This is a genomic window from Streptomyces aureus (assembly GCF_000725495.1).
Taxonomy (GTDB): domain Bacteria; phylum Actinomycetota; class Actinomycetes; order Streptomycetales; family Streptomycetaceae; genus Streptomyces; species Streptomyces aureus_B.
On the sequence record NZ_JNZD01000013.1, the window covers coordinates 466,270 to 489,702 of the forward strand.

At 73.5% G+C, this 23,433-nt stretch carries 18 protein-coding genes; 7 read left to right on the plus strand and 11 right to left on the minus strand.

Annotated features, from left to right (window positions below; translation table 11 throughout):
* The first annotated feature begins 5 nt into the window (after window positions 1-5).
* Window positions 6-752, plus strand: coding sequence for a sirohydrochlorin chelatase (locus IO36_RS20470; protein ID WP_037621776.1), 747 nt, complete (start codon window positions 6-8; stop codon window positions 750-752).
* A 49-nt stretch (window positions 753-801) separates the two neighbouring features.
* Here IO36_RS20470 and IO36_RS20475 read toward each other — a convergent pair whose 3' ends face one another.
* The 3 genes from IO36_RS20475 to IO36_RS20485 all read right to left on the minus strand — a co-directional run bounded on the left by IO36_RS20475 (window position 802) and on the right by IO36_RS20485 (window position 2,443).
* On the minus strand, window positions 802-1,428 hold the full coding sequence (locus tag IO36_RS20475) for a mycothiol-dependent nitroreductase Rv2466c family protein (protein ID WP_037621777.1): 627 nt from the start codon (window positions 1,426-1,428) through the stop codon (window positions 802-804).
* 108 nt (window positions 1,429-1,536) lie between these two features.
* Complete coding sequence (locus IO36_RS20480; RefSeq protein WP_037621778.1) at window positions 1,537-1,902, minus strand: nuclear transport factor 2 family protein; 366 nt, start codon at window positions 1,900-1,902, stop codon at window positions 1,537-1,539.
* The gene (locus tag IO36_RS20485; RefSeq protein WP_037621779.1) at window positions 1,895-2,443 is read right to left on the minus strand and encodes a DUF1697 domain-containing protein; all 549 of its coding nucleotides are present in this window, start codon (window positions 2,441-2,443) and stop codon (window positions 1,895-1,897) included. The genes IO36_RS20480 and IO36_RS20485 overlap by 8 nt, the downstream gene beginning before the upstream one ends.
* A gap of 298 nt (window positions 2,444-2,741) precedes the next feature.
* Here IO36_RS20485 and IO36_RS20490 point away from each other — a divergent pair, with 298 nt between their 5' ends.
* Window positions 2,742-5,009, plus strand: a complete 2,268-nt coding sequence (locus IO36_RS20490; protein ID WP_037621780.1) for an MMPL family transporter — start codon at window positions 2,742-2,744, stop codon at window positions 5,007-5,009.
* Between the two features lie 221 nt (window positions 5,010-5,230).
* Entirely contained in the window at window positions 5,231-6,094 is an 864-nt protein-coding gene (locus tag IO36_RS20495) for a phosphotransferase enzyme family protein (protein ID WP_037621781.1), read from the plus strand.
* 110 nt (window positions 6,095-6,204) lie between these two features.
* Here IO36_RS20495 and IO36_RS20500 read toward each other — a convergent pair whose 3' ends face one another.
* From IO36_RS20500 to IO36_RS20515, 4 genes are all read right to left on the minus strand, one after another.
* The gene (locus IO36_RS20500; protein ID WP_037621782.1) at window positions 6,205-6,927 is read right to left on the minus strand and encodes a 3'-5' exonuclease; all 723 of its coding nucleotides are present in this window, start codon (window positions 6,925-6,927) and stop codon (window positions 6,205-6,207) included.
* A 107-nt stretch (window positions 6,928-7,034) separates the two neighbouring features.
* On the minus strand, window positions 7,035-8,273 hold the full coding sequence (locus tag IO36_RS20505; RefSeq protein WP_037621783.1) for an SAV2148 family HEPN domain-containing protein: 1,239 nt from the start codon (window positions 8,271-8,273) through the stop codon (window positions 7,035-7,037).
* A 118-nt stretch (window positions 8,274-8,391) separates the two neighbouring features.
* Window positions 8,392-9,708, minus strand: a complete 1,317-nt coding sequence (locus IO36_RS20510; RefSeq protein WP_037621784.1) for a copper amine oxidase — start codon at window positions 9,706-9,708, stop codon at window positions 8,392-8,394.
* 56 nt (window positions 9,709-9,764) lie between these two features.
* Entirely contained in the window at window positions 9,765-10,583 is an 819-nt protein-coding gene (locus IO36_RS20515; RefSeq protein WP_037621785.1) for a Tat pathway signal sequence domain protein, read from the minus strand.
* Window positions 10,584-10,761: 178 nt separating this feature from the next.
* Between IO36_RS20515 and glgX the strand changes: the two genes are divergently transcribed.
* Window positions 10,762-12,870 carry a glycogen debranching protein GlgX gene (gene glgX / locus IO36_RS20520; RefSeq protein WP_037621786.1) on the plus strand — a complete coding sequence of 703 codons (2,109 nt, stop codon included), beginning with the start codon at window positions 10,762-10,764 and terminating at the stop codon, window positions 12,868-12,870.
* A 161-nt stretch (window positions 12,871-13,031) separates the two neighbouring features.
* Entirely contained in the window at window positions 13,032-15,503 is a 2,472-nt protein-coding gene (gene treY / locus IO36_RS20525; protein WP_037621787.1) for a malto-oligosyltrehalose synthase, read from the plus strand.
* On the opposite strand, the gene IO36_RS20530 is transcribed toward treY, so the two are convergent.
* Complete coding sequence (locus IO36_RS20530; RefSeq protein WP_245173358.1) at window positions 15,463-16,659, minus strand: cytochrome P450; 1,197 nt, start codon at window positions 16,657-16,659, stop codon at window positions 15,463-15,465. The two genes, treY and IO36_RS20530, sit on opposite strands and share 41 nt — an antisense overlap.
* 1,120 nt (window positions 16,660-17,779) lie before the next feature.
* On the opposite strand from IO36_RS20530, the gene IO36_RS20540 reads away from it, so the two are divergent.
* Window positions 17,780-19,030 carry a M14 family zinc carboxypeptidase gene (locus IO36_RS20540; protein WP_037621789.1) on the plus strand — a complete coding sequence of 417 codons (1,251 nt, stop codon included), beginning with the start codon at window positions 17,780-17,782 and terminating at the stop codon, window positions 19,028-19,030.
* Window positions 19,031-19,032: 2 nt separating this feature from the next.
* Here IO36_RS20540 and IO36_RS20545 read toward each other — a convergent pair whose 3' ends face one another.
* The 3 genes from IO36_RS20545 to IO36_RS20555 form a co-directional block, all read right to left on the minus strand.
* A complete protein-coding gene (locus IO36_RS20545; RefSeq protein WP_037621790.1) occupies window positions 19,033-19,452 on the minus strand; it encodes an SSI family serine proteinase inhibitor in 420 nt (139 codons plus the stop codon).
* Window positions 19,449-20,774 carry a M14 family zinc carboxypeptidase gene (locus IO36_RS20550; RefSeq protein ID WP_051900713.1) on the minus strand — a complete coding sequence of 442 codons (1,326 nt, stop codon included), beginning with the start codon at window positions 20,772-20,774 and terminating at the stop codon, window positions 19,449-19,451. The genes IO36_RS20545 and IO36_RS20550 overlap by 4 nt, the downstream gene beginning before the upstream one ends.
* A 150-nt stretch (window positions 20,775-20,924) precedes the next feature.
* A complete protein-coding gene (locus tag IO36_RS20555; protein WP_037621791.1) occupies window positions 20,925-21,491 on the minus strand; it encodes a DUF1707 and FHA domain-containing protein in 567 nt (188 codons plus the stop codon).
* Window positions 21,492-21,684: 193 nt separating this feature from the next.
* On the opposite strand from IO36_RS20555, the gene treZ reads away from it, so the two are divergent.
* Window positions 21,685-23,430 carry a malto-oligosyltrehalose trehalohydrolase gene (treZ, locus tag IO36_RS20560; RefSeq protein ID WP_037621792.1) on the plus strand — a complete coding sequence of 582 codons (1,746 nt, stop codon included), beginning with the start codon at window positions 21,685-21,687 and terminating at the stop codon, window positions 23,428-23,430.
* The last annotated feature ends 3 nt before the right edge of the window (window positions 23,431-23,433 follow it).

The window sequence follows — 23,433 nt, forward strand, 5'->3', positions numbered from 1 at the left end:
CCGCCATGAACAGGCCCGAGCGCCCCGTCCTCGTCGTCATCGCCCACGGCAGCCGCGATCCGCGGCACGCCGCGACGGTGCACGCCCTGGTGGAGAGGGTGCGCGCCCAGCGCCCGGGCCTGCGCGTGGAGACGGGCTTCCTGGACTTCAACATCCCTTCCGTGCAGGGGGTGCTGGAGTCCCTGGCGGCCGAGGGCGTGCGGGACGTGGTGGCGCAGCCGCTGCTGCTGACCCGCGCCTTCCACGCCAAGTCGGACATCCCGGCGGTGCTGCGCGAGGCACCGTCGCGGCTGCGGATCCGGCAGGCCGAGGTGCTCGGCCCGTCGCCGCTGCTGACGGCCGCGCTGGAACGCCGGCTGTACGAGGCGGGGCTCACGCCCGCCGACAAGTCCCGCACCGGGGTCGTCCTGGCCTCCGCGGGATCCACCGACCCGGAGGCGATCGCGGTGATCGCAGAAATCGCGCGGGAGTGGCGGCACACCGGTTGGTGCGCCGTGCGGCCCGCGTTCGCCTCCGCATCCCTTCCCCGCACCGAGGACGCTGTCCGCGAGCTGCGGGCCCTCGGCTGCGAACGCGTCGCCGTGGCCCCGTACGTCCTGGCTCCCGGTTTCCTGCCGGACCGCATCGCCCGGGGCGCCGCCGGGGCGGACGTGCTGGCCGACGTCCTCGGTCCCGCCCCGGAGGTCGCGCGGGTGCTGCTGGACCGCTACGACGGGGCCCGCACCCCGTCCCTGTCCGCGATCGGCGCCTGACCCCCGCGACGGCGCCCGGCCCTCGCGACGGCCCCCGCTCCTCGCACGGTCAGTCGAAGGACAGTCCCCCGGTCCGGGTCCGCTTGAGCTCGAAGAAGTCGGGGTGGGCGGCGAGGACGCGGAAGCTGTCGAAGAGTTCGGCGGCCTTCTCGCCGCGGGGGACGGCCCGGAGCACCGGCCCGAACCACACCGTTCCGTCGACGTGGAGGGTGGGCGTCCCGACGTAGGCGCCGGTGTCCGCCTCCGTCCCGGCGTCGTGGCTGCGGCGCAGCGCCTCGTCGTACGCGGGGTCGTGGGCGGCCTCGGCGAGGGCGGCCGGAAGTCCGAGTTCGGCGAGCGCCTCGGCGGTCACCGCGTCGAAGTCCTTCATCCCGCTCTGGTGGATGCGGGTGCCGAGGGCGGTGTACAGATCGCGCAGCACCTTCTCGCCGTGCGCCTCGGCCGCGGCCACCGCGACCCGCACCGGGCCGATGGACCGGTCCACCAGGTCCCGGTACCAGTCGGGCAGTTCGTTGCCGGTGTTGTGCAGGTACAGGCTCATGACGTGGAAGCGGAGGTCGAGCGGGCGGCTGCGTTCGACCTCCAGGATCCAGCGCGAGGTGATCCAGGCGAAGGGGCAGGCGGGGTCGAACCAGAAGTCGACGCGGGTGGGCGAGGTGGCCGATGTGGTCGTCATGCCGTCGAGGCTAGTGGCCCGGTGGCATGGAATCCCGGCCCAATCCGGCACCAGGATCATGGGCCAATTCGGGCCCGGGGGGGCGGACGGGACGACGGACGCGGCGGCCTACGCGGGGCCGTACAGCGTGCCCTGGTGGAAGTAGAGGAGCCATTCGTCCCCGAGCCGCCGCCACAGTGAACTCCGGTGCGCCCGACGGCCGTTGTTGTCGGTGTCGAAGGTCAGATGGACCAGGTCGGGGGCGAGCTGCACCCCCTTCATCCGGAAGGTGGTGATCCGGCCGCCGTCCTCCATCCCGGCCTCCAGCGACGCGACGGTCGAGGCCCGGTCCCAGACGCGCCCGGAGGCGCCGAACTCGTGGAAGTCCGGGTGCAGCAGCGCGGCGACGAGGTCGGCCGAGCGGCGGACCGCCGGGTCGAGCAGGCGCAGTTCGCTCTCGATGGCGGCCTCGACGGCGGCGTTGTGCTCAAGCACCGGTCATCTCCTCCAGCTTGACGACGGTGTTCCAGTTCCGGGTGGTGGCGAGGAGCCCCTTGAGCAGCCTCGGCTTGGCCAGGGCCTCCGCCAGCTTGGAACGGCCGAGGCCGTCGGGCGCGTAGAGGTACAGGGCACGGTCGCCGAGGCGGAACTCCTCGGGCAGGAAGGCCGCGGGGTCGACCGAGGCGAAGCGCTCGGCGTCGACGGGGTGCGAGAGATAGGTGACGTGGAGCTGCTTGGCCTCCAGTTCGGCGGCCGGGAACGGACAGGCCTCCCGTACGGCCCTCAGCTGGGCGTGATCGCGGACGAGCACGCCCACGGCGAAGCCGAAGTGCTTCTCGATGGCCCCGGAGAGCTCCGCGGCCAGGGAGTCCTCGTCGCCGCCGGCGCTGCTGAACACGGCGTTGCCGCTCTGGAGATAGGTGCGGACGTCGCCGTACCCGAGCCCCTCCATCAGGGTGCGCAGCTCGGCCATCGGCACCTTTTTCGCGCCACCCACGTTGATGCCGCGCAACAGCGCCGCGTACGTCGTCGTCATCCGCCCACCATAGGCCGGGCGCCGCTCCCCCAGCGGGGTGACGCGACGGCGGGCCCCCGCGGAGCCGCCCGCGGGCCCGGGCGGCCGGGCGGGTCCCTGAGCGGCATCCCCGAGAAGTGCCGTTAGGTGTAAGGGGCTTCTGTCCTCCCCAGTGCGGAGGGACCGGGGTCCGCGGGGAGGAGCGGGCGCCCCTGCGGTTCACCGGACAGTACGAGGAGACGCGCTTACCCAGCCCCTACCTTCGATACGGAAGGTGACGGCAGGGGGCTGTCACCGCAGCCGAGGGGGCAGGCCCGTCATGGGGAACGCAGACACACGGGTGCGTGGCATCGCCGCGCGAGCAGGCGGCTGGAGCGCCCGCCATCGATGGGCGGCCGTCGGGATCTGGGTGCTCTTCGTCGTCCTGGCGATGGGCCTCGGCTCCGCTGCGGGCCGGGTCGACGTCAAGGAGAGCGACCAGCTCAAGGGCGAGACCCACACCGCCGCCAAGATCATCGAGGACGCCGGCATCAAGGAGCCGGCCAGCGAGACCGTCCTGATCCAGGGGAGGGACGCCGGCACCAAGGCCACCGACGCCGAGTTCAGGAGCGCGGTCTCCGCGGTCGTCGACGCGGTCGGCGCCACCGGGAAGGTCACCGACGTGACCTCGCCCTACGACACGAAGACGATCTCCAAGGACGGCCGCAGCGCGCTCGTCCAGTTCGACATGCGCGGCGACTCGGAGACCGCGGGCGACCGTGTCGCGCCGGTGCTCGACGCCGTCGCGAAGGTGCAGAAGGAGCACGACGGGCTGCGGATCGAGGAGATCGGCGGCGCGAGCATGAAGAAGCAGTACGACGACGCGTTCGGCGACGACTTCCAGAAGGCCGAACTCTCCGCCGTACCCGTGGCGCTGGGCATCCTGCTGATCGCCTTCGGCGCCCTGGTCGCCGCGCTGCTCCCGGTCGCGCTCGCGGTCACCGCCATCATGGCGACGATGGGCCTGATGGGCCTCGTCAGCCATCTGATGCCGATGAGCGACACGGCCAACTCCGTGATGCTGCTGGTGGGTCTGGCCGTCGGCGTCGACTACTGCCTCTTCTACCTGCGGCGTGAGCGCGAGGAGCGCGAGGCGGGCCGCGACGCCGGAACGGCGCTGCGGATCGCCGCCGCGACCAGCGGCCGCGCGATCATCGTCTCCGGTGTCACCGTGTGCGTGGCGATGGCGGGCATGCTGTTCACCGGGCTCGCCGAGTTCGAGGCGATGGGCCTGGCCTCGCTGATGGTCGTCGCCGTCGCCATGGTCGGCTCGGTCACCGTGCTGCCCGCCCTGCTGTCCCTGCTCGGCGACCGGGTCGAGAAGGGCCGCGTCCCGTTCCTGCACCGCTCCAAGCGGCGCGCGGCGAACCGGAGCGGCCGCCGTCCGGCCGACGAGGGCAGCCGGTTCTGGAGCGCCGTCCTGCGCGTGGTCCTCGCCAAGCCCGCCGTCTCCCTGGTGGTCGCGACGGGCGCGCTGCTCGCCATCGCCGCCCCCGCGCTCGGCATGAAGACCCAGCAGCTCACCCTGGACAAGGAGTTCGGCAACTCGCTGGCGATCGTCGGCACCTACAACCGGGTCAACGAGGCCTTCCCCGGCGGCTCCGAGCCGGCCGAGGTGGTCGTCAAGGCACGCGCCATCAACGCCCCCGAGGTGAAGGCCGCGCTGGCCGACTTCCGCTCGGCGGCGGTCACTTCGGGTGCCTCGCGCGGCCCGGTGGACGTCAAGGTGCACGCCGAGGACAACGTCGCCTTCGTCTTCGTCCCGCTGGTCGGCGGCTCCGACCAGGCCAAGGCGGAGAAGAGCCTGGAACTGCTGCGCGACACGGTCCGCCCGCGGACGCTCGGCAAGGTCGACGGGCTCCAGGCGCCCATCACCGGACAGGTCGCGGGGTCGCACGACTTCAACGACCAGCTGATCGGCTCGGTCACCCCGGTGTTCGCCTTCGTGGTGGTGTTCGCCTTCGTCCTGATGCTGCTCTCCTTCCGCTCCCTGACGATCGCGATCACCTCGATCCTGCTCAACCTCCTCTCGGTGGCGGCCGCCTACGGCATCCTGGTCGCGGTCTTCCAGCACGGCTGGGGCGCGTCCCTGGTGGGCGCGGCGGGCGTCGGCGCCATCGTGACCTGGCTGCCGCTGTTCCTCTTCGTGATCCTCTTCGGGCTCTCGATGGACTACCACGTGTTCGTGGTCTCCCGGATCCGTGAGGCACGGCTGCGGGGCCGCAGCACCAAGGACGCGATCCGGCACGGGGTGGTCACCACCGCCGGTGTCGTCACCAGCGCCGCCGTCATCATGGTCGCCGTCTTCGCGATCTTCGGAACGCTGTCCATGCAGTCCATGAAGCAGATGGGCGTGGGCCTGGCGGCCGCGGTGCTCATCGACGCGACGATCATCCGGGGTGTGCTGCTCCCCGCGGTGATGGCGCTGCTGGGCGAGCGCAACTGGTACCTGCCGAAGTGGCTGAACCGGATGCCCGACCTCACCCACGACGAGTCGCCCGAGCCGGTCGCGACGCCGCTGCCGCAGGGCGAGCGCGCCGGGGTGTAGCCACCCGGCGGCGGCCGCGACCGGCCGCCGCCGGTACGCCCGGACGGAAACAACCGCGGCACTCCCAGGGCCTGTCGGCCGCCTCCTCCCGGAGGCGCCCGGCAGGCCCTTTCGCGGGTCCGGCCTGGGACAATGCGACACTGGCCGACGGGCCGCGTGCACCGGGAGCCGTCGTACGCGGAGCCCGCGCGGGCCGGTACGCGAGGACACGGAGGCGGTCGATGGACGAGGCACGGGCACGGGACGTACTGGCCGCGGCGAAGGTGCTGCCGGGGCCGGCCGGGGAGGCCTCGCTCCTCGCGCTCGGCGAGAACGCGGTGTTCGGAGCCGGTGACCTGGTCGTCAAGGTGGGGCGCGACGCGGAACTCCACGACCGGGCGCGCCGGGAACTGGCGATCGCCGCCTGGCTCGCCGAGGCGGACGTGCCCGCCGTACGGGCCGCGGAGCCGGAGGCGCTGCTGGTCGACGGGCACCCCGTGACGGTGTGGCACCGGCTGCCCGACGCCGTCCGCCCCGCCGAACCGGCCGATCTGGCCTCATTGCTGCGGGTGGTGCACGCCCTGCCGTCCCCGTCCTTCGCGCTGCCGCCGCGCGACCTCCTGGGCGGTGTGGAGCGCTGGCTGCGGCTGGCGGGCGACGCCGTCGCCCCCGCGGACGCGGCCTATCTGCGGGAGCGCCGCGACGGCTTCGCGGCGGCGGCCGCCGCCCTCACCCCGCATCTGCCCCCGGGCCCGATCCACGGCGACGCGCTGCCCCGCAACGTCCATGTCGGCCCGGACGGCCCGGTCCTGGTCGACCTGGAGACCTTCTCCGCGGATCTGCGCGAGCACGATCTGGTGGTCATGGCCCTGTCCCGCGACCGATACGGTCTTCCCGCCGAGGCCTACGACGCCTTCACCGGGACGTACGGCTGGGACGTCCGGGAGTGGGAGGGCTGCTCGGTGCTCCGGGGTGCCCGCGAGACCGCGAGCTGCGCCTGGGTCGCCCAGCACGCGCCGGTGAACCCCAAGGCGCTGGCGGAGTTCGAGCGCCGGGTGGCGTCCCTGCGGGACGGCGACGAGACGGTGCGCTGGTACCCGTTCTGATCCGGCCCCGGGTGCCCTCCGGGCCTCGGGGAGCAGCGGACACAGTGGCCGTGGGCGACGGTCCGACCAGCGTGGCAGCGGCACCAGGCGCGATCTGCCCCCTACCCGGGTCAGACCCGTTCGTCGGCCAGGTCGCGCAGCGGCCAGGTCCCGTCGACCACCGCGTCCGTCTCGCCCTTGCGGCGCAGGAAGGACTGGAAGTCCGCCGCCCACTGCGCGTACCACTCGATCTGGCGACGGTGCAGCTCGACGGGGCCGAGGCCCGCGACCTTGGGGTGCCGGCCGGCTATCGCGCAGGCGAGCCGTGCGGCGGCGAGGGCGTCGGCCGAGGCGTCGTGCGCGGAGTCCAGGACGACCCCGTACTCCGTGCAGACCGCCTCCAGGTTGCGCTTGCCCCGGCGGTAGCGGTCGACGGAGCGGTCGATCGTGTACGGGTCGATGACGGGGGCCGGGTCGATCCCGCCGAGCCGCTCGGCCAGCGAGGGCAGGCCGTACCGCCGCAGTTCGGCGGAGAGCAGGGTCAGGTCGAAGGCCGCGTTGTACGCGACGACCGGCACGCCGGTGCTCCAGTAGGTGACGAGGACGTCCGCGATGGCGTCGGCGACCTCGTCGGCCGGGCGGCCCTCGGCGGTCGCGTGCTCGTTCGTGATCCCGTGCACCGCCACCGCGTCGACCGGGATCTCCACGCCCGGGTCCGCCAGCCATTCGCGGCGGCCCAGCGGCTCCCCGTCCCTGACCTCTATCACGGCGCCCGTGACGATGCGCGCCTCGCGCGGATCGGTCCCGGTGGTCTCCAGGTCGAAGCCGATCAGCAGCTCCCGGTGCCAGCCCATGGGCGGCCCCCCTTCCTCGTGGTGCTTTCCCCCAGTGGTCTCCACGATCGCACGGGCCACTGACAATCCCGGGACCGCGTTCCACCGGACCGGAGGGAACCGCCCATTCAGGACACAGGGCGCGAATCGACCCAGGCCGCCTCGAACTCTTCGCGATACGTCGGGAAAAGCCCCTCTTCGCCGATCACGTCCGGTTTGAGCACCCGGCTCCCGCCGCGCAGCACCAGGACCGGCGCCTCCATGCCCCGGGTGCGGCGGAGGTAGGACTGCACGACGGCGATGCCGTCCGAGCCGTCCCCGTCGACGAGGTAGGCGCTGAAGCGGGGCGTCTCGTCGTAGACCTGGATCTCGAAGGCGTCCGGGTCGCGCAGCCGGGACCGCACCCGCCGCATGTGCAGGATGTTCATCTCGACCGAACGGCTCAACTCGCCGCGCTTCATCCCGAGTTCACGCTCGCGGCGCTTGACCGCGCTGGACGCGGGGTTCAGGAACAGCAGCCGGGTGCGGCAGCCGGACTCGGCGAGCCGGACCAGTCTGCGCCCGGAGAAGTTCTGGACCAGCAGATTCAGTCCGATCCCGACCGCGTCGAGGCGGCGGGCCCCGCCGAAGAGGTCCTCCGCGGGGAACTGGCGCAGCAGCCGCACCCGGTCGGAGTGCACGCCGACGACATCGGCGTACCGGTCGCCCACGAGGTCCTCGACGGCGTCCACGGGCAGCCGCCGGGCCGAGGGGACGTCGCTCCCGGCGCCGAGGATCTCCAGGAGCCTCGCCGCCGCCCGCTCGGCCTGGTTCAGCACGGCCTCGGACAGGGCGCGGTTGCGTGACACGACGTTGCGGGTCACTTCCAGCTCGTCCAGGGCCAGTTCGACGTCCCTGCGTTCGTCGAAGTAGGGCTCGAAGCACGGCCAGTGCTGCACCATCAGCTCGCGCAGCTGCGGCAGCGTGAGGAAACTCAGCACGTTGTCGTCGGCCGGGTCGAGCAAGTACCCCTTGCGGCGGCTCACTTCGCGCACGGCGACCGCGCGCTGCACCCACTCCTGGCCGGCCGGGCCCGCCGCGGCGACCACCCACTCGTCGCCGTGGACGGGTTCGTAGACCGGGCGGAGAACAGCGGCCACGACCGCGCGCAGCCGCTGTTCGACCAGGTTCAGCCAGATGTAGGCGCGGCCGGCCCGCTGGGCACGGGTGCGCACCTCGCGCCAGGCGTCGGCGCCCCAGTCCAGTTCCGGACCGATGGATCCCATCTCCATCGGCCGCGCCAGGGACACCGCGCCGGGTGGGACATCTGTGGAGTTCCCCTCGTGACCCTCGTCACCAGGAGGAAGCTCCAGCCCTCCCGAGCCCACCCACGCACCGCCTTCCGCTCCCCCGAGCACTCCCCGGGGCCAGGCCCCAATCAACGATCAAGGAAGGGTACTCCGGGAGCGGTGAGCGATGCAGCCCGATGCACAGGTCGTTTCCCAACTACCTAGGTTCGACATGCCCGTTCTGGTCCGCGAGCTCCGGAGGAGTGAGCGGATTCATAGCGGTGACGTCACGCGGCGCGATGGAGAAACCCTGCCAGTGGACCGGCATGGGCTGCTGGTCCTCGTCCCGGGCGATGTGGTGGAAACCGACGTTGACCCAGACCACCGGGTGGGAGAGCGTCTGTCCGTCGACGTACTTGTCGACGGACTTTCCGTGCCCGGCACCGCAGTTGCGCAGGTTGTCGCTGGCGAACTGCTCGCACTTGTTGTACTCGGTGAAGAAGATGTCGTGCTTGGTGAAGGCGTGACCGAGGTACTTGGTGGTCGCGCCCGGCACGAACTCGTACGAGCGTGCGTGGTTGTCCTTGTTCTTGCCGGTGTTGCTGACGATCCGCCACCAGCGCATGTTCTTGGCGTCGCCGGCGAGCTCCTTGGTGACCTTGGTGACCGTGGTCTTGTTGCTCGGGGCCTCGGCGCCGTGGGCGGGCGGGCTCACCACGGAGTCGTACTGCTCGATCTTCCCCTTGGACGAGCCGTCCAGGTTGAAGTTGAGCCGCCAGAAGATGTTGTGGGCGTGGCTCGTGGCGTAGTCCTTGGCGCCCTTGCCGAGCGGCCAGCCGCGGCCGTCGCCCGCGTCGTAGTCACCGGGCGAGAGGCTGCCGGTGGCGCCGACGTTCATGTTGATCGTGCCGTCGTCCTGGAACCGCCACTCGGTGATGTACTCGTACCAGCCGACCTTGTTGACGGTGTAGACGAGCAGGTCCTTGCCCTGCTGCTGGAAGACCTTGTTCCCGGTGTCGGCCTCCATGCGGTAGGCGTGACCGCGCGAACGGGTCGTGGTGCACAGGCCCTTGACGTTGGCGTGCGCCGGGTCCCAGGCCTCGGGGACCTTGACCGTCTTGATGGAGCCGCCGGGGCACTCGGCGGGGACCATGTCGACCAGGCCCTGGCCGAAGCCGGCGCCGGTCAGGTCGCTGTACTCGACCGAGCCGTCGTCGTAGGGGACGTCGATCTGGGCGAGCTTGGCGGTGCTCAGGACCTTGATCGGGGCGGCCTCGCCGGGGGGCTGGTACGAGATGTTCTCCAGGACGAGCCCGGCCTCGCTCTCGTAGTGCCAGCACATCCGCCAGGTGGTGCCGGTGGAGAGCTTCTGCTCGATCTGGTACGCGGAGCTGCAGGCGGGTGCCGGCGCGGGCGCGGACCGGGGCTGGGCGACGGCCGGCCCGGCGGCCGTGGTCGCTCCGGCGGCCAGGGCGAGCACCGAGAAGCCCGCGGCCGCCCGGCTGCGGGCACGACTGTTTCTGTTGACGCGCATGAAGAGACGACTCCTTGCGGAAAGCTGTGAAGGTGAAAAGGACGGACGGGCGGCGCTCAGCCGAGCTTGCCGACCTTGCGGGCGCTCAGGTCGATCACCAGGTCACGGCTGTCGATCCAGGGCCCGTTCTTGACCTTCGGGAAGAGGCGGACGCACCGGTGCTCGCCGCAGGCGCCGAGGGCGGCGGGCTGGGCACCGGGGGTGGCGCGGTAGACCATGCTGTTGAGCATCAGCTGGTCGGGCGAGGTGAGGTCCTTGCCGGTCGCGTCCTTGAAGTCGGCCTTGAGGCCGGCGCCGAGCGGGTCGGCGATCAGCAGCTTGGCGGCCTCGGTCATCTCGTCCCGGCTGATCGGCGGCTGCACGCCGTGCTGGACGCCCGTCTGCTCGACCTTCCCGGTGTCGAGGTCGACGGTCTTGGTGACGAGCGTGTCGTCCTTGTAGTCGTAGAACGTGATGTCGGCCCGGCGCGGCGCGTCCGGGTTGTCCAGATCGGCCGTCTCGGGTTCCGCGAGGTCGACCCCGAGGCGCTGCGGTCCGCGCGCGCCCTCGACGTCCTCGCTGGAGTTGAAGAGCTGCCGGTTCACCGCGATCCGCTCGGCGCGCCGGATCTCGTCGTCGGTCAGCGGGTCACGGCCCTTGCCCTTCTGGCCCTCGGCCGGCGCCCGCTCGACGACACCCGGCCGCACGACGCCGCCCGAGGCGTCCCGGCCCTCCGCCGCCTGCTGCGCGGTCCCGTCGGCCCGGAGCCCCCCGCCGGATTCCTCGGCCCCCGCCGACCCCGGAAGGGTGACACCGATCATCACGGCCGTCCCGGCCACCGCTATGGCCGCACCCGCCACCACCTTGCCCAGATGGCGGTGCACTATCTTGCGCACATTTCCCCCTACTCCCCCTACATCCCCAGGAGTCGTTTGAGTCCCACTGGTTCGGCATACGAGATATGCCTGGTCGCGGGGTAAGAGGGATGTAAGGCATGTGAGGTTCCATCACTTTCGGGGAGACTCGGATCGGACTCGCCCCCCGGGGCACGGAACTACTGGAAGAGTCGTATCCATGCAGGTCTGGCCTGGCGAGGCGTATCCGCTCGGTGCCACGTACGACGGCGCCGGCACCAATTTCGCGGTCTTCTCGGAGGCCGCCGACCGTATCGAGCTGTGTCTTCTGCACGACGACGGCTCGGAGACCGCCGTGGAACTGCGGGAGACCGACGCGTTCGTGCGGCACGCGTACCTGCCCGGCGTCATGCCCGGGCAGCGGTACGGCTTCCGGGTTCACGGGCGGTACGCGCCCGAGCGCGGGCAGCGCGCGAACTCCGCGAAGCTGCTGCTCGACCCGTACGCGCGTGCGATCGCGGGCTCCGTCGACTGGGGCGAGGAGGTCTACGGCTATCCGTTCGGTTCACCCGACCGGCGCAACGACCTCGACTCGGCCCCGCACACGATGTCGTCGGTCGTGGTCAACCCGTACTTCGACTGGGGGGACGACCGGCGCCCCCGGACGGAGTATCACCACACGGTGATCTACGAGGCCCATGTGAAGGGCCTCACGATGCTCCATCCGGACCTTCCGGACGAGCTGCGCGGCACCTACGCGGCCCTCGCGCACCCGGCGATCATCGAACACCTGACCAGGCTGGGCGTCACGGCGCTGGAACTGATGCCCGTGCACCAGTTCGTGAACGACCACCGGCTCGCCGACATGGGCCTTTGCAACTACTGGGGCTACAACACGATCGGCTTCTTCGCCCCGCACAACGCGTACGCCTCCTGGGGCGACCGGGGCCAGCAGGTGCTGGAGTTCAAGTCGGCCGTCCGGGCGCTGCACGAGGCCGGCATCGAGGTCATCCTCGACGTGGTCTACAACCACACGGCCGAGGGCAACCACCTGGGCCCGACGCTCTCCTTCCGAGGCCTCGACAACGCCTCGTACTACCGCCTGGCGGACGACCCCCGCTACTACATGGACACCACGGGCACGGGGAACTCCCTGCTCATGCGGTCCCCGCACGTGCTCCAGCTGATCATGGACTCGCTGCGCTACTGGGTCACCGACATGCACGTGGACGGCTTCCGCTTCGACCTCGCGGCCACCCTGGCGCGCCAGTTCCACGAGGTGGACCGGCTGTCGTCGTTCTTCGACCTCGTCCAGCAGGACCCGGTGGTCTCCCAGGTGAAGCTGATCGCCGAGCCCTGGGACGTCGGCGAGGGCGGCTACCAGGTGGGCAACTTCCCGCCGCTGTGGACCGAGTGGAACGGCAAGTACCGCGACACCGTGCGGGACCTGTGGCGCGGTGAGCCGCGCACGCTGGCCGAGTTCGCCTCCCGGCTGACCGGCTCCTCCGACCTCTACCAGGACGACGGCCGCCGTCCGCTCGCCTCCATCAACTTCGTGACCTGCCACGACGGCTTCACCCTGAACGACCTCGTGTCGTACAACAACAAGCACAACCAGGCCAACGGCGAGGACAACCGGGACGGCGAGAGCCACAACCGGTCCTGGAACTGCGGTGCCGAGGGCGAGACGGACGACCCGGACGTGCTGGCGCTGCGGGCGCGGCAGCGGCGCAACTTCATCGCCACCCTCATGCTGTCCCAGGGCGTGCCGATGCTCAGCCACGGAGACGAGTTCGCGCGCTCCCAGGGCGGCAACAACAACGCCTACTGCCAGGACAGCGAGCTGGCCTGGGTGCCGTGGCCGGAGGAGGACTGCGAGCTCCTCGCCTTCACGCGCGCGATGGTGTGGCTGCGCCGCGACCATCCCGTCTTCCGGCGGCGGCGCTTCTTCCACGGGCGGCCGGTCCAGGGCACCCACGACGAGCTCTCCGACATCGCCTGGTTCACCCCGGAGGGCCAGGAGATGACCCAGCACGACTGGGGGTCGGCGCAGGCCCGGGCGCTGTCCGTGTTCCTGAACGGCAACGCGATCTCCGAGCCGGGATCGCGCGGGCAGCGGATCGGCGACGACTCGTTCCTGCTGATGTTCAACGCCTCCCCCAAGTCCCTGGAGTTCGTGGTGCCCGCCGACCACGGCCGACTGTGGCAGGTCGTCGTCGACACGTCGGTCCCCGAGGGCGTGGCCCCGGGCACGGGCCCGAAGGTCACCGCCGGCGACCGGCTGACCCTGGTCGACCGCAGCATGACCGTCCTTCAGCGGCCCGCCTAGGAGGGCCTCGGTCACGCCCCGCGCCGGGTCCCTGAGTGGGCCGGGTGCGGGGCGGGGCCGTGCCCCGGGCACGGCCGGGACGGTATGCCCGGGCGGGGCCGTGCGTGCCGTTGTGCGGGCCGTGGTGACAGAAAGGCGGCCGGGCGGGTACGTAGAGTCGCATGACACCTGAGCGCCCCGAACCGGCGATCGCGGACTCGGTCGTCCCCGGCCCCCTCGCCCCCGTCGTGCCGACCGCCACCTACCGGCTCCAGCTCCAGCCGGAGTTCCCCTTCCGCCGCGCCGAGGCGGCCGTGCCCCACCTGGCCTCGCTCGGCGTCTCCCATCTGCACCTGTCCCCCGTCCTGGAGGCGGTCCCCGGCTCCCTGCACGGCTACGACGTGGTGGACCACGGCCGCGTACGGGCCGAACTGGGCGGGGAGGAGGGGCTGCGCTCCCTGGCGCGCACCGCGCGGGAGCACGGCCTCGGCCTCGTCGTGGACATCGTGCCGAACCACATGGCGATGGCTCCGCGCCACAACCACGCCCTGTGGGAGGTGCTGCGCGAGGGCCCGGAGTCGCCGTACGCGCGCTGGTTCGACATCGACTGGGACGCCCAGGACGGACGGCTGCTGCTGCCGGTGCTCGGGGACCGGCTCGGCGCCGAGACCGGCCAGCTGAAGGTCGACGACGGCATACTGCGCTACTACGACCACGTGTTCCCGCTGCGCGAGGGCACCGCGGGGCTGCCGATGCCCGAGCTCCTGGACGCCCAGTGGTACCGCCCCGCGTGGTGGCGGCTGGCGCGCACGGACCTCAACTACCGGCGTTTCTTCAGCATCTCCGAGCTCATCGGGGTGCGCGTCGAGGACCCGGAGGTGTTCGCCGCCACCCACGCGAAGATCCTGGAGCTCGTGGCCGACGGGGTGATCGACGGACTGCGGGTCGACCACCCGGACGGGCTGGCAGATCCGGACGCCTATCTGCGCCGGCTGTCCGAGGCGGCCGGCGGCCGCTGGATCGTGGTCGAGAAGATCCTCGCCGACGGCGAACCGCTCCCGCCCGCCTGGCCCGTGGCCGGCACCACGGGCTACGACGCGCTGCGCCGCGTCGACGGCCTCTTCACGGACGAGGCGGGCGCGAGCCGGCTGCTCGGCCGCTACCGGCGCTTCGCGGGTCCGGAGGCCGACCGGGGCGGCCACTGGGAGAGCACCGTGCGCCGGGCCGCGTACAAGGTGATCACACAGGAGCTCGCGGCGGAGGCCGACCGCCTCACCCGCGAGGTGAGCGCCCTGTGCGCCCACTCCCCCGACCCCGCCGCGCGCGACCACGCGCCCTGGGCCCTGGGCACCGCGCTGCGTGAGCTCCTGGTCCGGATGGAGGTGTACCGGCCCTATCCGTCCACCGACGCCTCCGAGGCGCTGACCGAACGGGCCGCCGCCGAGGCCCGTTCGGCGTTCCGGGTGCCCGAGGAGGCGCACGCCGTCGACGTCGTACGCGCCCTGCTGCTCGCCCGGGACGACGAGGTGCCCGGGGCGGCCGCCGTCCGGGCCCGGTTCGCGCAGACCTCCTCGGCGCTGCGGGCGAAGTCGGTGGAGGACACGGCGTTCTACCGGTACGTGCCGCTGCTGTCGGCGAACGAGGTGGGCGGCGAACCGGGCGCCCCGGCGGTGTCTCCGGACGACTTCCACGCCCACTGCGCGCGGATGCAGCGCGACTGGCCCGTCACCGGGACCGTCCTGTCGACCCACGACACGAAACGCAGCGCCGACGTGCGCGCCGCGATCTCCGTGCTGACCCAGTGCCCGGAGACCTGGTCCGAGGTCCTGGCGGAGGTGACCGACGAGGGCCCCGCCGCGCCCGACCCGGGGACGGCGTGGGCCGCGTGGCAGACGGTGTTCGGCCTCGGCCCGGCCGACGGCGACGAGGCCGGGGCCGGGGACGGCAGCGGGGACGGCCGCTTCACGGAGCGGGTCCGTGACACGCTCCTGAAGCACGTCAGGGAGGCCGGGACGCGCACCGCCTGGACCGAGCGCGACCCGGCGTACGAGGACGCGGTGGCACGGTTCGTCGCCGACGGGCCGTGCGGGCCCCCCGGACGGCGTGTGGCCGCGCTGCGGGCCTCGCTGGCCCCGCACATCCGGGCCAACGTCCTCGGGGCCGCCCTGGTCCATCTGACGATGCCCGGGGTGCCGGACGTGTACCAGGGCACCGAGGACGAGTACCGGGCGCTGGTGGACCCGGACAACCGGGGGGCGTTCGCGCCGCGCGACCTCGGTGCGGAGAAGCCCGCCCTCACGGCCGCCGCGCTCCGGCTGCGCGCCCGGCGGCCCGAGGTGTTCGGCGACGCGGCGACGTACGCGCCGCTGCGGGCCGAGGGACCGGCGGCCGGGCACTGCCTGGCGTTCGCGCGGTCGGGCAAGGTCGTCACGGCCGTCACCCGGCTGTCGCTGGCCCTGGAGGAGGCCGGCGGCTGGCGGGACACCGTGCTCGCGCTCCCCCCGGGACGGTGGGCCGACGTGCTTCCCTCCGGCTCCCCGGAACGGGAGTTCACGGGTCACGTGCCCGTGGCGGACCTGTTCGCGGGGTCTCCCGTCGTGCTGCTGGAGCGGGTCAGCGCGGGCACACCGGAAGGGTCCGGGGCGAGCGGCTGACCAGTCCCTCGGCGCGGGGCCGGGGGCCCGGCGCCCGGCGCAGGCCCGGCAGCACGGTCAGCAGGGCGCGCAGGGCGCCCTCGGCCGTCAGCCGGGCCAGCGGGACACCGAGGCAGTGGTGCGGCCCCGAGCCGTACGCGAGGTCGCCCGGGTCGGCGCGGAAGAGGTCGAAGCGGTCCGGGTCGGCGAACCGGGCCGGGTCGCGGCCCGCGGCGCCCAGCAGACACGCCACGGTGGCGCCCTCGGGGATCGGGCCGATCGGTTCGAGCGCCCGGCGGGCCACGATCTGCAGCGGCGGGTCGCGGCGCAGCGACTCGGCCCAGGCGGAGCCCGTCAGTTCGGGCCGGGCGCGGAGCAGGCCGAGCCGGTCCGGATGGTCGAGGAGGTTGGCGAGGAACGAGGCGAGGGCGCGCGCGGTCGTCTCGCCCGCCGCGCCCAGTACCGTCCCGGCGAGTGCGGTCACGGCCTCGTCCGGCAGCGGACGTCCGTCCGGCCTGGCCGCGCACAGCACGGACAGCAGGTCGTCGCCCGGGTGGGCGCGGCGGCGGGCCAGGTGGGGCCGCAGATGGGCGTCGAGTCCCGGGTGGGGACCGCCGAGGTGGTCGAGTCCCGTGCGGCACCAGGCGTGGACCCGCGCGGTGTCCTCGTACGGCAGCCCGAGCGCGGCGACGGCCGCGGCGGCGGGCAGCCACTGGCAGAACTCGGCCACCAGGTCCACCTCCTGACGGGACGCCAGGCGGCTCGCGAGGACATGGGCGGCGCGCTCGACGCCCGCTCGCAGCGTGGCCGGGATCCGGTCCCCGAGCGCCGGGGACACGACGTCCCGGTACGCGCCGTGGGCCGGTACCGGGCCGGGAGCCGGCGCGGCGAGCCGCGGGTCCGCCAGCGCGGCGCGCACGTCGGCGTACCGGCTGACCAGCCAGGCGCCGAACGGCTCGTCGTACACCAGGGGGAAGTTCCCGCGCAGGGCGCGGTAGAGCGGATACGGGTCGCGCTCGGTCCCGGGGTCGAGCAGGCTGCCCGGGGCACCACGGTCCGCGGAGAACTCCGCCGGAGGGGTGTACGGGCCGGGCGGCGGGTGATCCGGGGAACCGGGACCGGCGGGGGCGCCCGTCGGCGGGGCCGTTCCCGGCCCCGCCGGGTACGCGGGCCTCACGACACCGCCGGACCGCGATCCCGCGAGAGCCGTCACCCGCCCGCCCGGGCCCGGGGCTGTCCGCCCCGCACCGGAGGAAAACGACGCGATCCCGTCGAGCCCGTCGAGCGAGGGCGGTCGCGAGCCCACCCGGGCCGCCCCACCGTCGCCCCCGGCCGGAGGGTTCGGCACGGGAGCCGACGCGGCCGTGACGGGACCCGCCGGCCGGTGAGCCATGGAGACCGGAAACGGCCCACCGGCGACGGGGAACGCCGGTATCGGACCGTCGCCCGGAGCGGGCGGCTCGGCGTCGGCCGACGCGGGCGACGGACCCCCTGCCGGAGGGTTCGGCACAGGGCCCGGCACGGGCGGGACGGGCCCCGGAGGCCCGTGGGACGCCGAGGCCGGAAACCGCCCACCAGCGGCGGGAAACGCCGGTATCGGACCCTCACCCGCCACGGGCGGCTCGGCGTCGGCCGACGCGGGCGACGGACCCCCTGCCGGAGGGCTCGGCACAGGGCCCGGCACGGGCGGGACGGGACCCGGAGGCCGATGGGCCGCGGAGGCCGGAAACGGTTCCCCGGCGACGGGGAACGCCGGTATCGGGCCCTCGCCCGGCGGGGGCGGTTCGGCGTCGGGGGACGGGGGTGCCGGGCCCCCGGCCGTCGGTGGCGGTTCGGTCCCCGGCAGCGGGACGGGCGGGAGCCCCGGGTCTGACCGGGGCGGGGTCGGGGCGCCTTCGCCGGGAAGGCCGTGTGGACACAGCACCGCGGGCACCACCTCGGGTCGGCGCGCCGGACCCGCGCGCGGTCCCTACGAGTCGACCACCGCCCGCCCGTCGGCGCAGGCCCCGTACACCCGGACGAGTGAATCGTGTACGTCGCAACGGGTTCACTCTCCTGAGGCCCGCGCGTACGCCGGTCACCGTCCCCCGCGCCCCCGGTCCGGGCGGCCCGTCCCGGTTCTCCGCAGGCCCACGGGACGCGGCCGGATCCGGCCGGGGAGAGCCGCGCACCGGCCACCGCCCGTTGCCGGTGGAAAATGCCACCCGGGGTCCCGGGCGCCCGCGCCGACGCGTCCTTGACAGTTCTCCGAGACCGTGGAGTACTGCCAAAAGCGACGCAGGGCGGACAAGTCGGGGGTGAGTCATCTGCCGGAGTTGCGCTACCCCAGTGTGACCGAAATCGTGTCGTCCGCCTCGGCGCTGGCGGCCCACCGGCCCGACCTGTGCGTCCTGCGGCAAGTGGGCTCCTCCCGCGCGGGCAGACCCCTCCACCTGCTGTCCGTCGGCCACGCCCGGCACGCGGTCCTCGTCGTGGCGGGGGCCCACGCCAACGAACCGACGGGCGGCTCGACGCTGCTGTCCCTGGCCGAACGTGTGCTGTACCGAAGGGAGTTGCGCAGGGACACCTCCTGGCACTTTCTGCTCTGCGCGGACCCCGACGGGGCGAGCCTCCATGTGACCCCCGCGCCCCGGACCCTCCTCGACTACCACCTGGGCTTCTTCCGTCCGGCCGGGCCCGAGCAGCCGGAGTGGTCGCCCTCGGTCCTGCCGCCCGACCGGCTGCCGCCGGAGACCCGGGCGCTGACCCGGGTCATCGACGAGGTGCGGCCCTACCTCCAGGTGACGCTGCACGGCACCGATCTGGGCGGCAGCTGGGTGCAGTTGACCAAGGACATCCCCGGTCTCGCCGAGCCGTTCGCCAAGTCCGCGGCGGAGCTGCGCATCCCGGTCGAGACGGCCGCCTCGGACGCGGCGGGCTGGCCCGCCTCGGGTCCCGGGGTGCATGTGATGCCGGCGCCGGGCTCGGACGCGGCGTACCCGAGCATGCCGGACGACGCCCGGCACAGCACCTGGTACCACGCCCATCGGTACGGCGGTCTGACGGCCGTCGTGGAGGTGCCGATGTGGGCGAGCGACCTGGTGGACGATCCGGCGCCGCACCCCGCGCCCGAGGCGGCGATGCGGCGCCTGGCCGACCGGCTGGTGGCGGACGCCGGCCAGGTGGAGGCGGTGCTGGGGCGGGCCCTGCCCCGGCTCCGGGGACCCGACGGGCCCCTGCTGCGGGCCGCGAAGTGGGCCCTGGACCTGGTGCCGGGTCTGGCCGCGGACTGGTCCCAACCGCCGCCGGTGGACACGACGATGGCGTACGTGGGCAGCGTGGACGCGTTCGGCCGGAGGATCCCGCTGCGGGCCGCGTCGATGCTGCTGCGCGTGCTCCGGGAGGCCGGCGACCAGGAGGCCGTCCGCCTCGAACAGCTGGTCGCCGGCTGGTGCGACGCGTTCGCCGAACGCTTCCGCGCGCGCTGGGTGCCGCTGGAGAACCAGGTCGAGCACCAGGCCCGTACGGTGGTGGCGGCCGCCCGCCACGCGCGCGAGGGCGCCGGCTGAGCTCAGCGCGTGAAGTCGAACACGGCGCCCGTCTGCGCCTTCATCGAGCAGGAGTTGGAGAACGCGCGCCGGTAGTCGACCCGGTGGCCGTTCCACCGGCCGTGCGCCGACGCCGTCACGGGCGCGTACAGCATCGGGCACATGACCCCGGTCCGGCGCGGGATGCGGCCGATGTCGCCCCGGGCGGCGGCGAGTTGCCGGCAGGCCGCGGCGGCGTGGGCATGGCCCTGGGGCGGGTCGCAGAGCAGCAGGACGCCCCGGGTGTCGCTGGAACGGGCGTCGCCGCGGGTGACGGCGAGGCTGAGCCAGTTGCCGGGAAGGGTGTGCCGGGGGGACGCGTGGGCAGCCGGGGCCGCGGCCGCCAGGAGGAGCGCGAGCGGGAGGAGCAGGCAGGCGCGGACCGCTCGAAGGGTTGTCGTCATTCCCGGTGCATCGGCACCCTGGTCCGTGCGGTCCAGCCGGAGTCACCCGAACGGGGACGTGCGCCGGCCTCGCGTCCGGCGAGTTCGAACGCGGAGAGGACGACACGCGCCTGGTACTCGACCTGGCGTGCGACGGGGATCCAGCGCGCCCCGCAGCCGTCGCGGTAGTCGGCGCACCACCCGTCGATCAGCCGGTCGAGCTCGGGCAGCGCCCCGTGCGGGTCCCGCCCGGAGGCGGTGACCAGCTGGTGCAGCAGCCCGGCGGTGCGCAGGGCCACCCGGCGCCCGGCGAGGCGCAGGGCGGTGAGCCGGGCGGTGTCGAGCGCCGGGAGGGCCCGGGTCCCGGCGTCGCGGACGTCGGGGTCCCAGGAGTCGGCGAGTCCGGGGCCGACCAGTAAATAGTCGTCGACGGGGGCGAGCAGCCGGGCCGTGTCCGGGGAGACGCCGAGGCCGGGGCGCACCCGGGCCAGGACGTCCTCCAGGATCCGCGTGTCGTGCCGCAGGGTGCGGCTGAGCGTGCGCAGCACCGCGTCGGGGTCGGCGGGGCGGGCCGGGTCCTCGACGGCGCCGACGCCCCACATGGGCGCCTCGACGATGGCGGTGAGCGTGCCGTGCGGCTGGGGGTGGAACCAGGTGGAGTCGACCGCGGCCTCGGTGATGGCGGCGGCCAGGTCCCCGGTGCGCGGGGGCGGGACGCGGTACACGGCGGGGCCGAGGGCCGGCCAGTACAGGGTGTCGTAGGGGCCGAGTTCGCGCGGGATGCCGAGCCGCGCGGCGCTGTGCGCGACGCGCTGGGCGAGGCCGGGCAGGTCGCGGGTCAGCTCGACGAAGGCGCCGCCGACGTCCACGCCGTGCAGGGAGCACTGCAGGAACGGCCGCAGCTCGTCCTGGAGGCCGAGCAGGACGCGGGTCTCCGGCAGGGCGGCGGCGTCCGGGCCGTCGGGCAGCCACTCCGGCTGTTCGAGGAAGCCGGGCCGGAAGAAGTTCCGGAAGTAGTGCCCGAGCGTGTAAGGGCCTTGGAGCCAGGCCTCGTTGCGGCGCGAGCCGTCGGGGTCGAGGCAGAGCAGCAGGTTCCAGGTGGCGTCCGCGCCCTCGGTGAGACGGGGGTCGGCGAGCGCCCGTTCGGCCAGTCTGAGGGCTGTCGCGCCGCCCACGGGTTCGTTGGCGTGGGGTCCGGCGACGACGAGGACCTGGCGGCTGCCGTGCCCGACGGACAGGAGCAGCATCGGCGCGCCCGCCCGGGAGCTGCCCACCCGGCGCAGCCGGGCCTCGCCGGGGCACCGGGCGACGAGCGCGGCGGCGCGGACGCCGAGTTCGTCCACGGTGGGATAGCGGCGGAGGGGCGGCAGAGCACACCTCCACTCGTACGGTGCCGTCGTTTCACCTGATGTACACGAAGTACACACAGTCAGTCACGAACCCGGGGGGTACGTCAACACCGCGGGAGCGGAAGGATGTTGGGCGACGGCAGGTCAGGCGGAGGTGAGGCGGAACAGCATGCGGCCGAAGCCGACCTGGTCGCCGTCCTTGACGACGGACGTGCCGATGACGCGCCGTCCGTTGACGGTCGTGCCGTTGGTCGAGCCGAGGTCGCGCAGCACCCACACACCGCCCTGGCGGTGCAGTTCGGCGTGCACCCGGGACACCGTCTCGTGGTTGAGCCGCAGTCCGCTGGCGGGGTCGCGCCCGATGCGCAGCGGGTGCGTCTCGCCCGGGTGGGGCAGCTGGAGCTTGGGCAGGCGCTCGGCCTGCCAGGCCCGGCGCAGCCGGACGGTGAAGCCGGAGAGTGCCTCCACGGTGCCGAACACCCGCTTCGACCAGCCCCGCCCGGCGCCCTCGTCACCGTCGGGCAGATCGGCGGTGAGCACGGCGAGTTCCTCGGAGCGGCGGGCGCACAGGGCCAGCTCCATGCGGCGGACGAACGTGTCGTGCGACAGGCGGCCGAGCGCGACGCCCTCGCGAAGGGACTTGAGCGCCCGGTCGCGCTCCGCGTCGGACAGCCGCGCGGGGTACACATGGAACTCGAAGGACGACGTCACGTTCGTGATTGTCGGTCAGTAAGGACGGGGTGTCCAGAAGACCCGGAAACGGCTGGTGGGGCCGGGTGCGGCCGTTCGCGCGACCGATGGACGGGCGACACGCGGCAAAAGGGTGGATCCGTAAGCGAATTGATCTCCGGTGGAGCACCATGGACGTGCTGGGTCACTGCGAGCCGACGAGGGGGAAGCGTCCATGCGATTCGAGGTGTGGGCACCGCGGGCCGACCGGATGACGCTCCATTGCGCCGGTGTCACGAGCGCGTTGGAGCGCGACGCCGGGCGGGCCGGATGGTGGACGGGCGAGGCGGAGGCGGCGGAGGGGACCCGGTACGGGTTCTCGGTGGACGACGGTCCCGTCCTGCCCGATCCCCGCTCCCGCCGTCAGCCGGACGGCCCCGACGGACTGAGCGCCGTGGTCGACCCGGACGGGTACGCCTGGCGCGCCGACTGGCGCGGACGGCCGCTGCCGGGCGCGGTCCTCTACGAGCTGCACGTGGGGACGTACACCCCCGAGGGCACGCTGGACGCGGCGGCGGAGCGGCTCGGGCACCTGGCCGAACTGGGCATCACGCACGTCGAGTTGATGCCGTTGTGTCCGTTCCCCGGCCGGCACGGCTGGGGGTACGAGGGGGTCTCCCTGTGGGCCGTGCACGAGCCGTACGGCGGCCCCGAGGCGCTGAAGCGCTTCGTCGACCGGGCGCACGAGCTGGGACTCGGGGTCGTCCTGGACGTCGTGCACAACCATCTCGGCCCGTCCGGCAACCATCTGCCCGCGTTCGGGCCCTACTTCACGGACACCCACCAGACGCCGTGGGGCTCCGCGGTGAACCTGGACGCGCCCGGCTCGGACGAGGTGCGCTCCTACCTGGTGGGCAGCGCGCTGGCCTGGCTGCGGGACTACCGGCTCGACGGGCTGCGGCTCGACGCGGTGCACGCGCTGCGGGACACCCGGGCGGTGCACTTCCTGGAGGAGCTGTCGGCGGCCGTGGACGCGCTGGCCGACGACGTGGGACGGCCGCTGTTCCTGATCGCCGAGTCGGACCTGAACGACCCGCGGCTCATCACCTCCCGCGAGGAGGGCGGGCTCGGGCTGCACGCCCAGTGGAACGACGACTTCCATCACGCGCTGCACACCACGCTGACCGGCGAGGCCCAGGGCTACTACGCGGACTTCGCGCAGGCCCCGCTCACCGCGCTGTGCAAGACGCTGACGACGGGCTACTTCCACAACGGCACCTGGTCCAGCTTCCGCGGCCGGCACCACGGCCGCCCGCTGGACCGCGCCCGGGTCTCCGCGCAGCGGCTGCTCGGCTATACGCAGACGCACGACCAGATCGGCAACCGCGCCCAGGGGGACCGGCTGTCGGCCTCCCTGTCCCCCGGGCTGCTGGCCTGCGCGGCGGGGCTGACCCTCACCGCGGCGTTCACGCCGATGCTCTTCATGGGCGAGGAGTGGGGCGCCTCGACGCCCTGGCAGTTCTTCACCGACCACACCGACCCGGAGCTCGCGGACGCCGTACGGCGGGGCAGGCGGCGGGAGTTCGCGGCGCACGGCTGGGCCGAGGAGGACGTGCCGGACCCGCAGGACCCGGCGACCCGGGACCGCTCCTGCCTCGACTGGTCGGAGCCCGAGCGCGAGCCGCACGCGCGGCTGCTGGCCTGGTACCGCGAGCTGATCGCCCTGCGCCGCGGGCAGGCCGACCTGTCGGACCCCGACCTCGCGGCGGTCCGGGTCGCGCACGATCCGGCGGCCCGCTGGATCGCCGTCCGGCGCGGGGACGTCCGGGTCGCCGTGAACCTCGGCAAGGACCCCGCGGCGATCCCCCTCGGGATCCGCCGCGCGCGGATCCTCGCGTCCTGGGAACCGGTCGAGGCCCCGGGCCCGGACGGGGTGCTGACCGTGCCGGGCGAGTCGTGCGTGCTGCTGACCCAGGAGTGAGGG

Bases quoted from the DNA above. Each gene is read 5' to 3' on its own strand.
- glgX (WP_037621786.1), top strand. From the start codon at position 10,762: ATGCAGGTCTGGCCTGGCGAGGCGTATCCGCTCGGTGCCACGTACGAC.
- IO36_RS20485 (WP_037621779.1), bottom strand. From the start codon at position 2,443: ATGACGACGACGTACGCGGCGCTGTTGCGCGGCATCAACGTGGGTGGC.
- IO36_RS20475 (WP_037621777.1), bottom strand. From the start codon at position 1,428: ATGACGACCACATCGGCCACCTCGCCCACCCGCGTCGACTTCTGGTTC.
- IO36_RS20500 (WP_037621782.1), bottom strand. From the start codon at position 6,927: ATGGGCTGGCACCGGGAGCTGCTGATCGGCTTCGACCTGGAGACCACC.
- IO36_RS20470 (WP_037621776.1), top strand. From the start codon at position 6: ATGAACAGGCCCGAGCGCCCCGTCCTCGTCGTCATCGCCCACGGCAGC.
- treZ (WP_037621792.1), top strand. From the start codon at position 21,685: ATGCGATTCGAGGTGTGGGCACCGCGGGCCGACCGGATGACGCTCCAT.
- treY (WP_037621787.1), top strand. From the start codon at position 13,032: ATGACACCTGAGCGCCCCGAACCGGCGATCGCGGACTCGGTCGTCCCC.
- IO36_RS20510 (WP_037621784.1), bottom strand. From the start codon at position 9,708: ATGCGCGTCAACAGAAACAGTCGTGCCCGCAGCCGGGCGGCCGCGGGC.
- IO36_RS20490 (WP_037621780.1), top strand. From the start codon at position 2,742: ATGGGGAACGCAGACACACGGGTGCGTGGCATCGCCGCGCGAGCAGGC.
- IO36_RS20495 (WP_037621781.1), top strand. From the start codon at position 5,231: ATGGACGAGGCACGGGCACGGGACGTACTGGCCGCGGCGAAGGTGCTG.
- IO36_RS20545 (WP_037621790.1), bottom strand. From the start codon at position 19,452: ATGACGACAACCCTTCGAGCGGTCCGCGCCTGCCTGCTCCTCCCGCTC.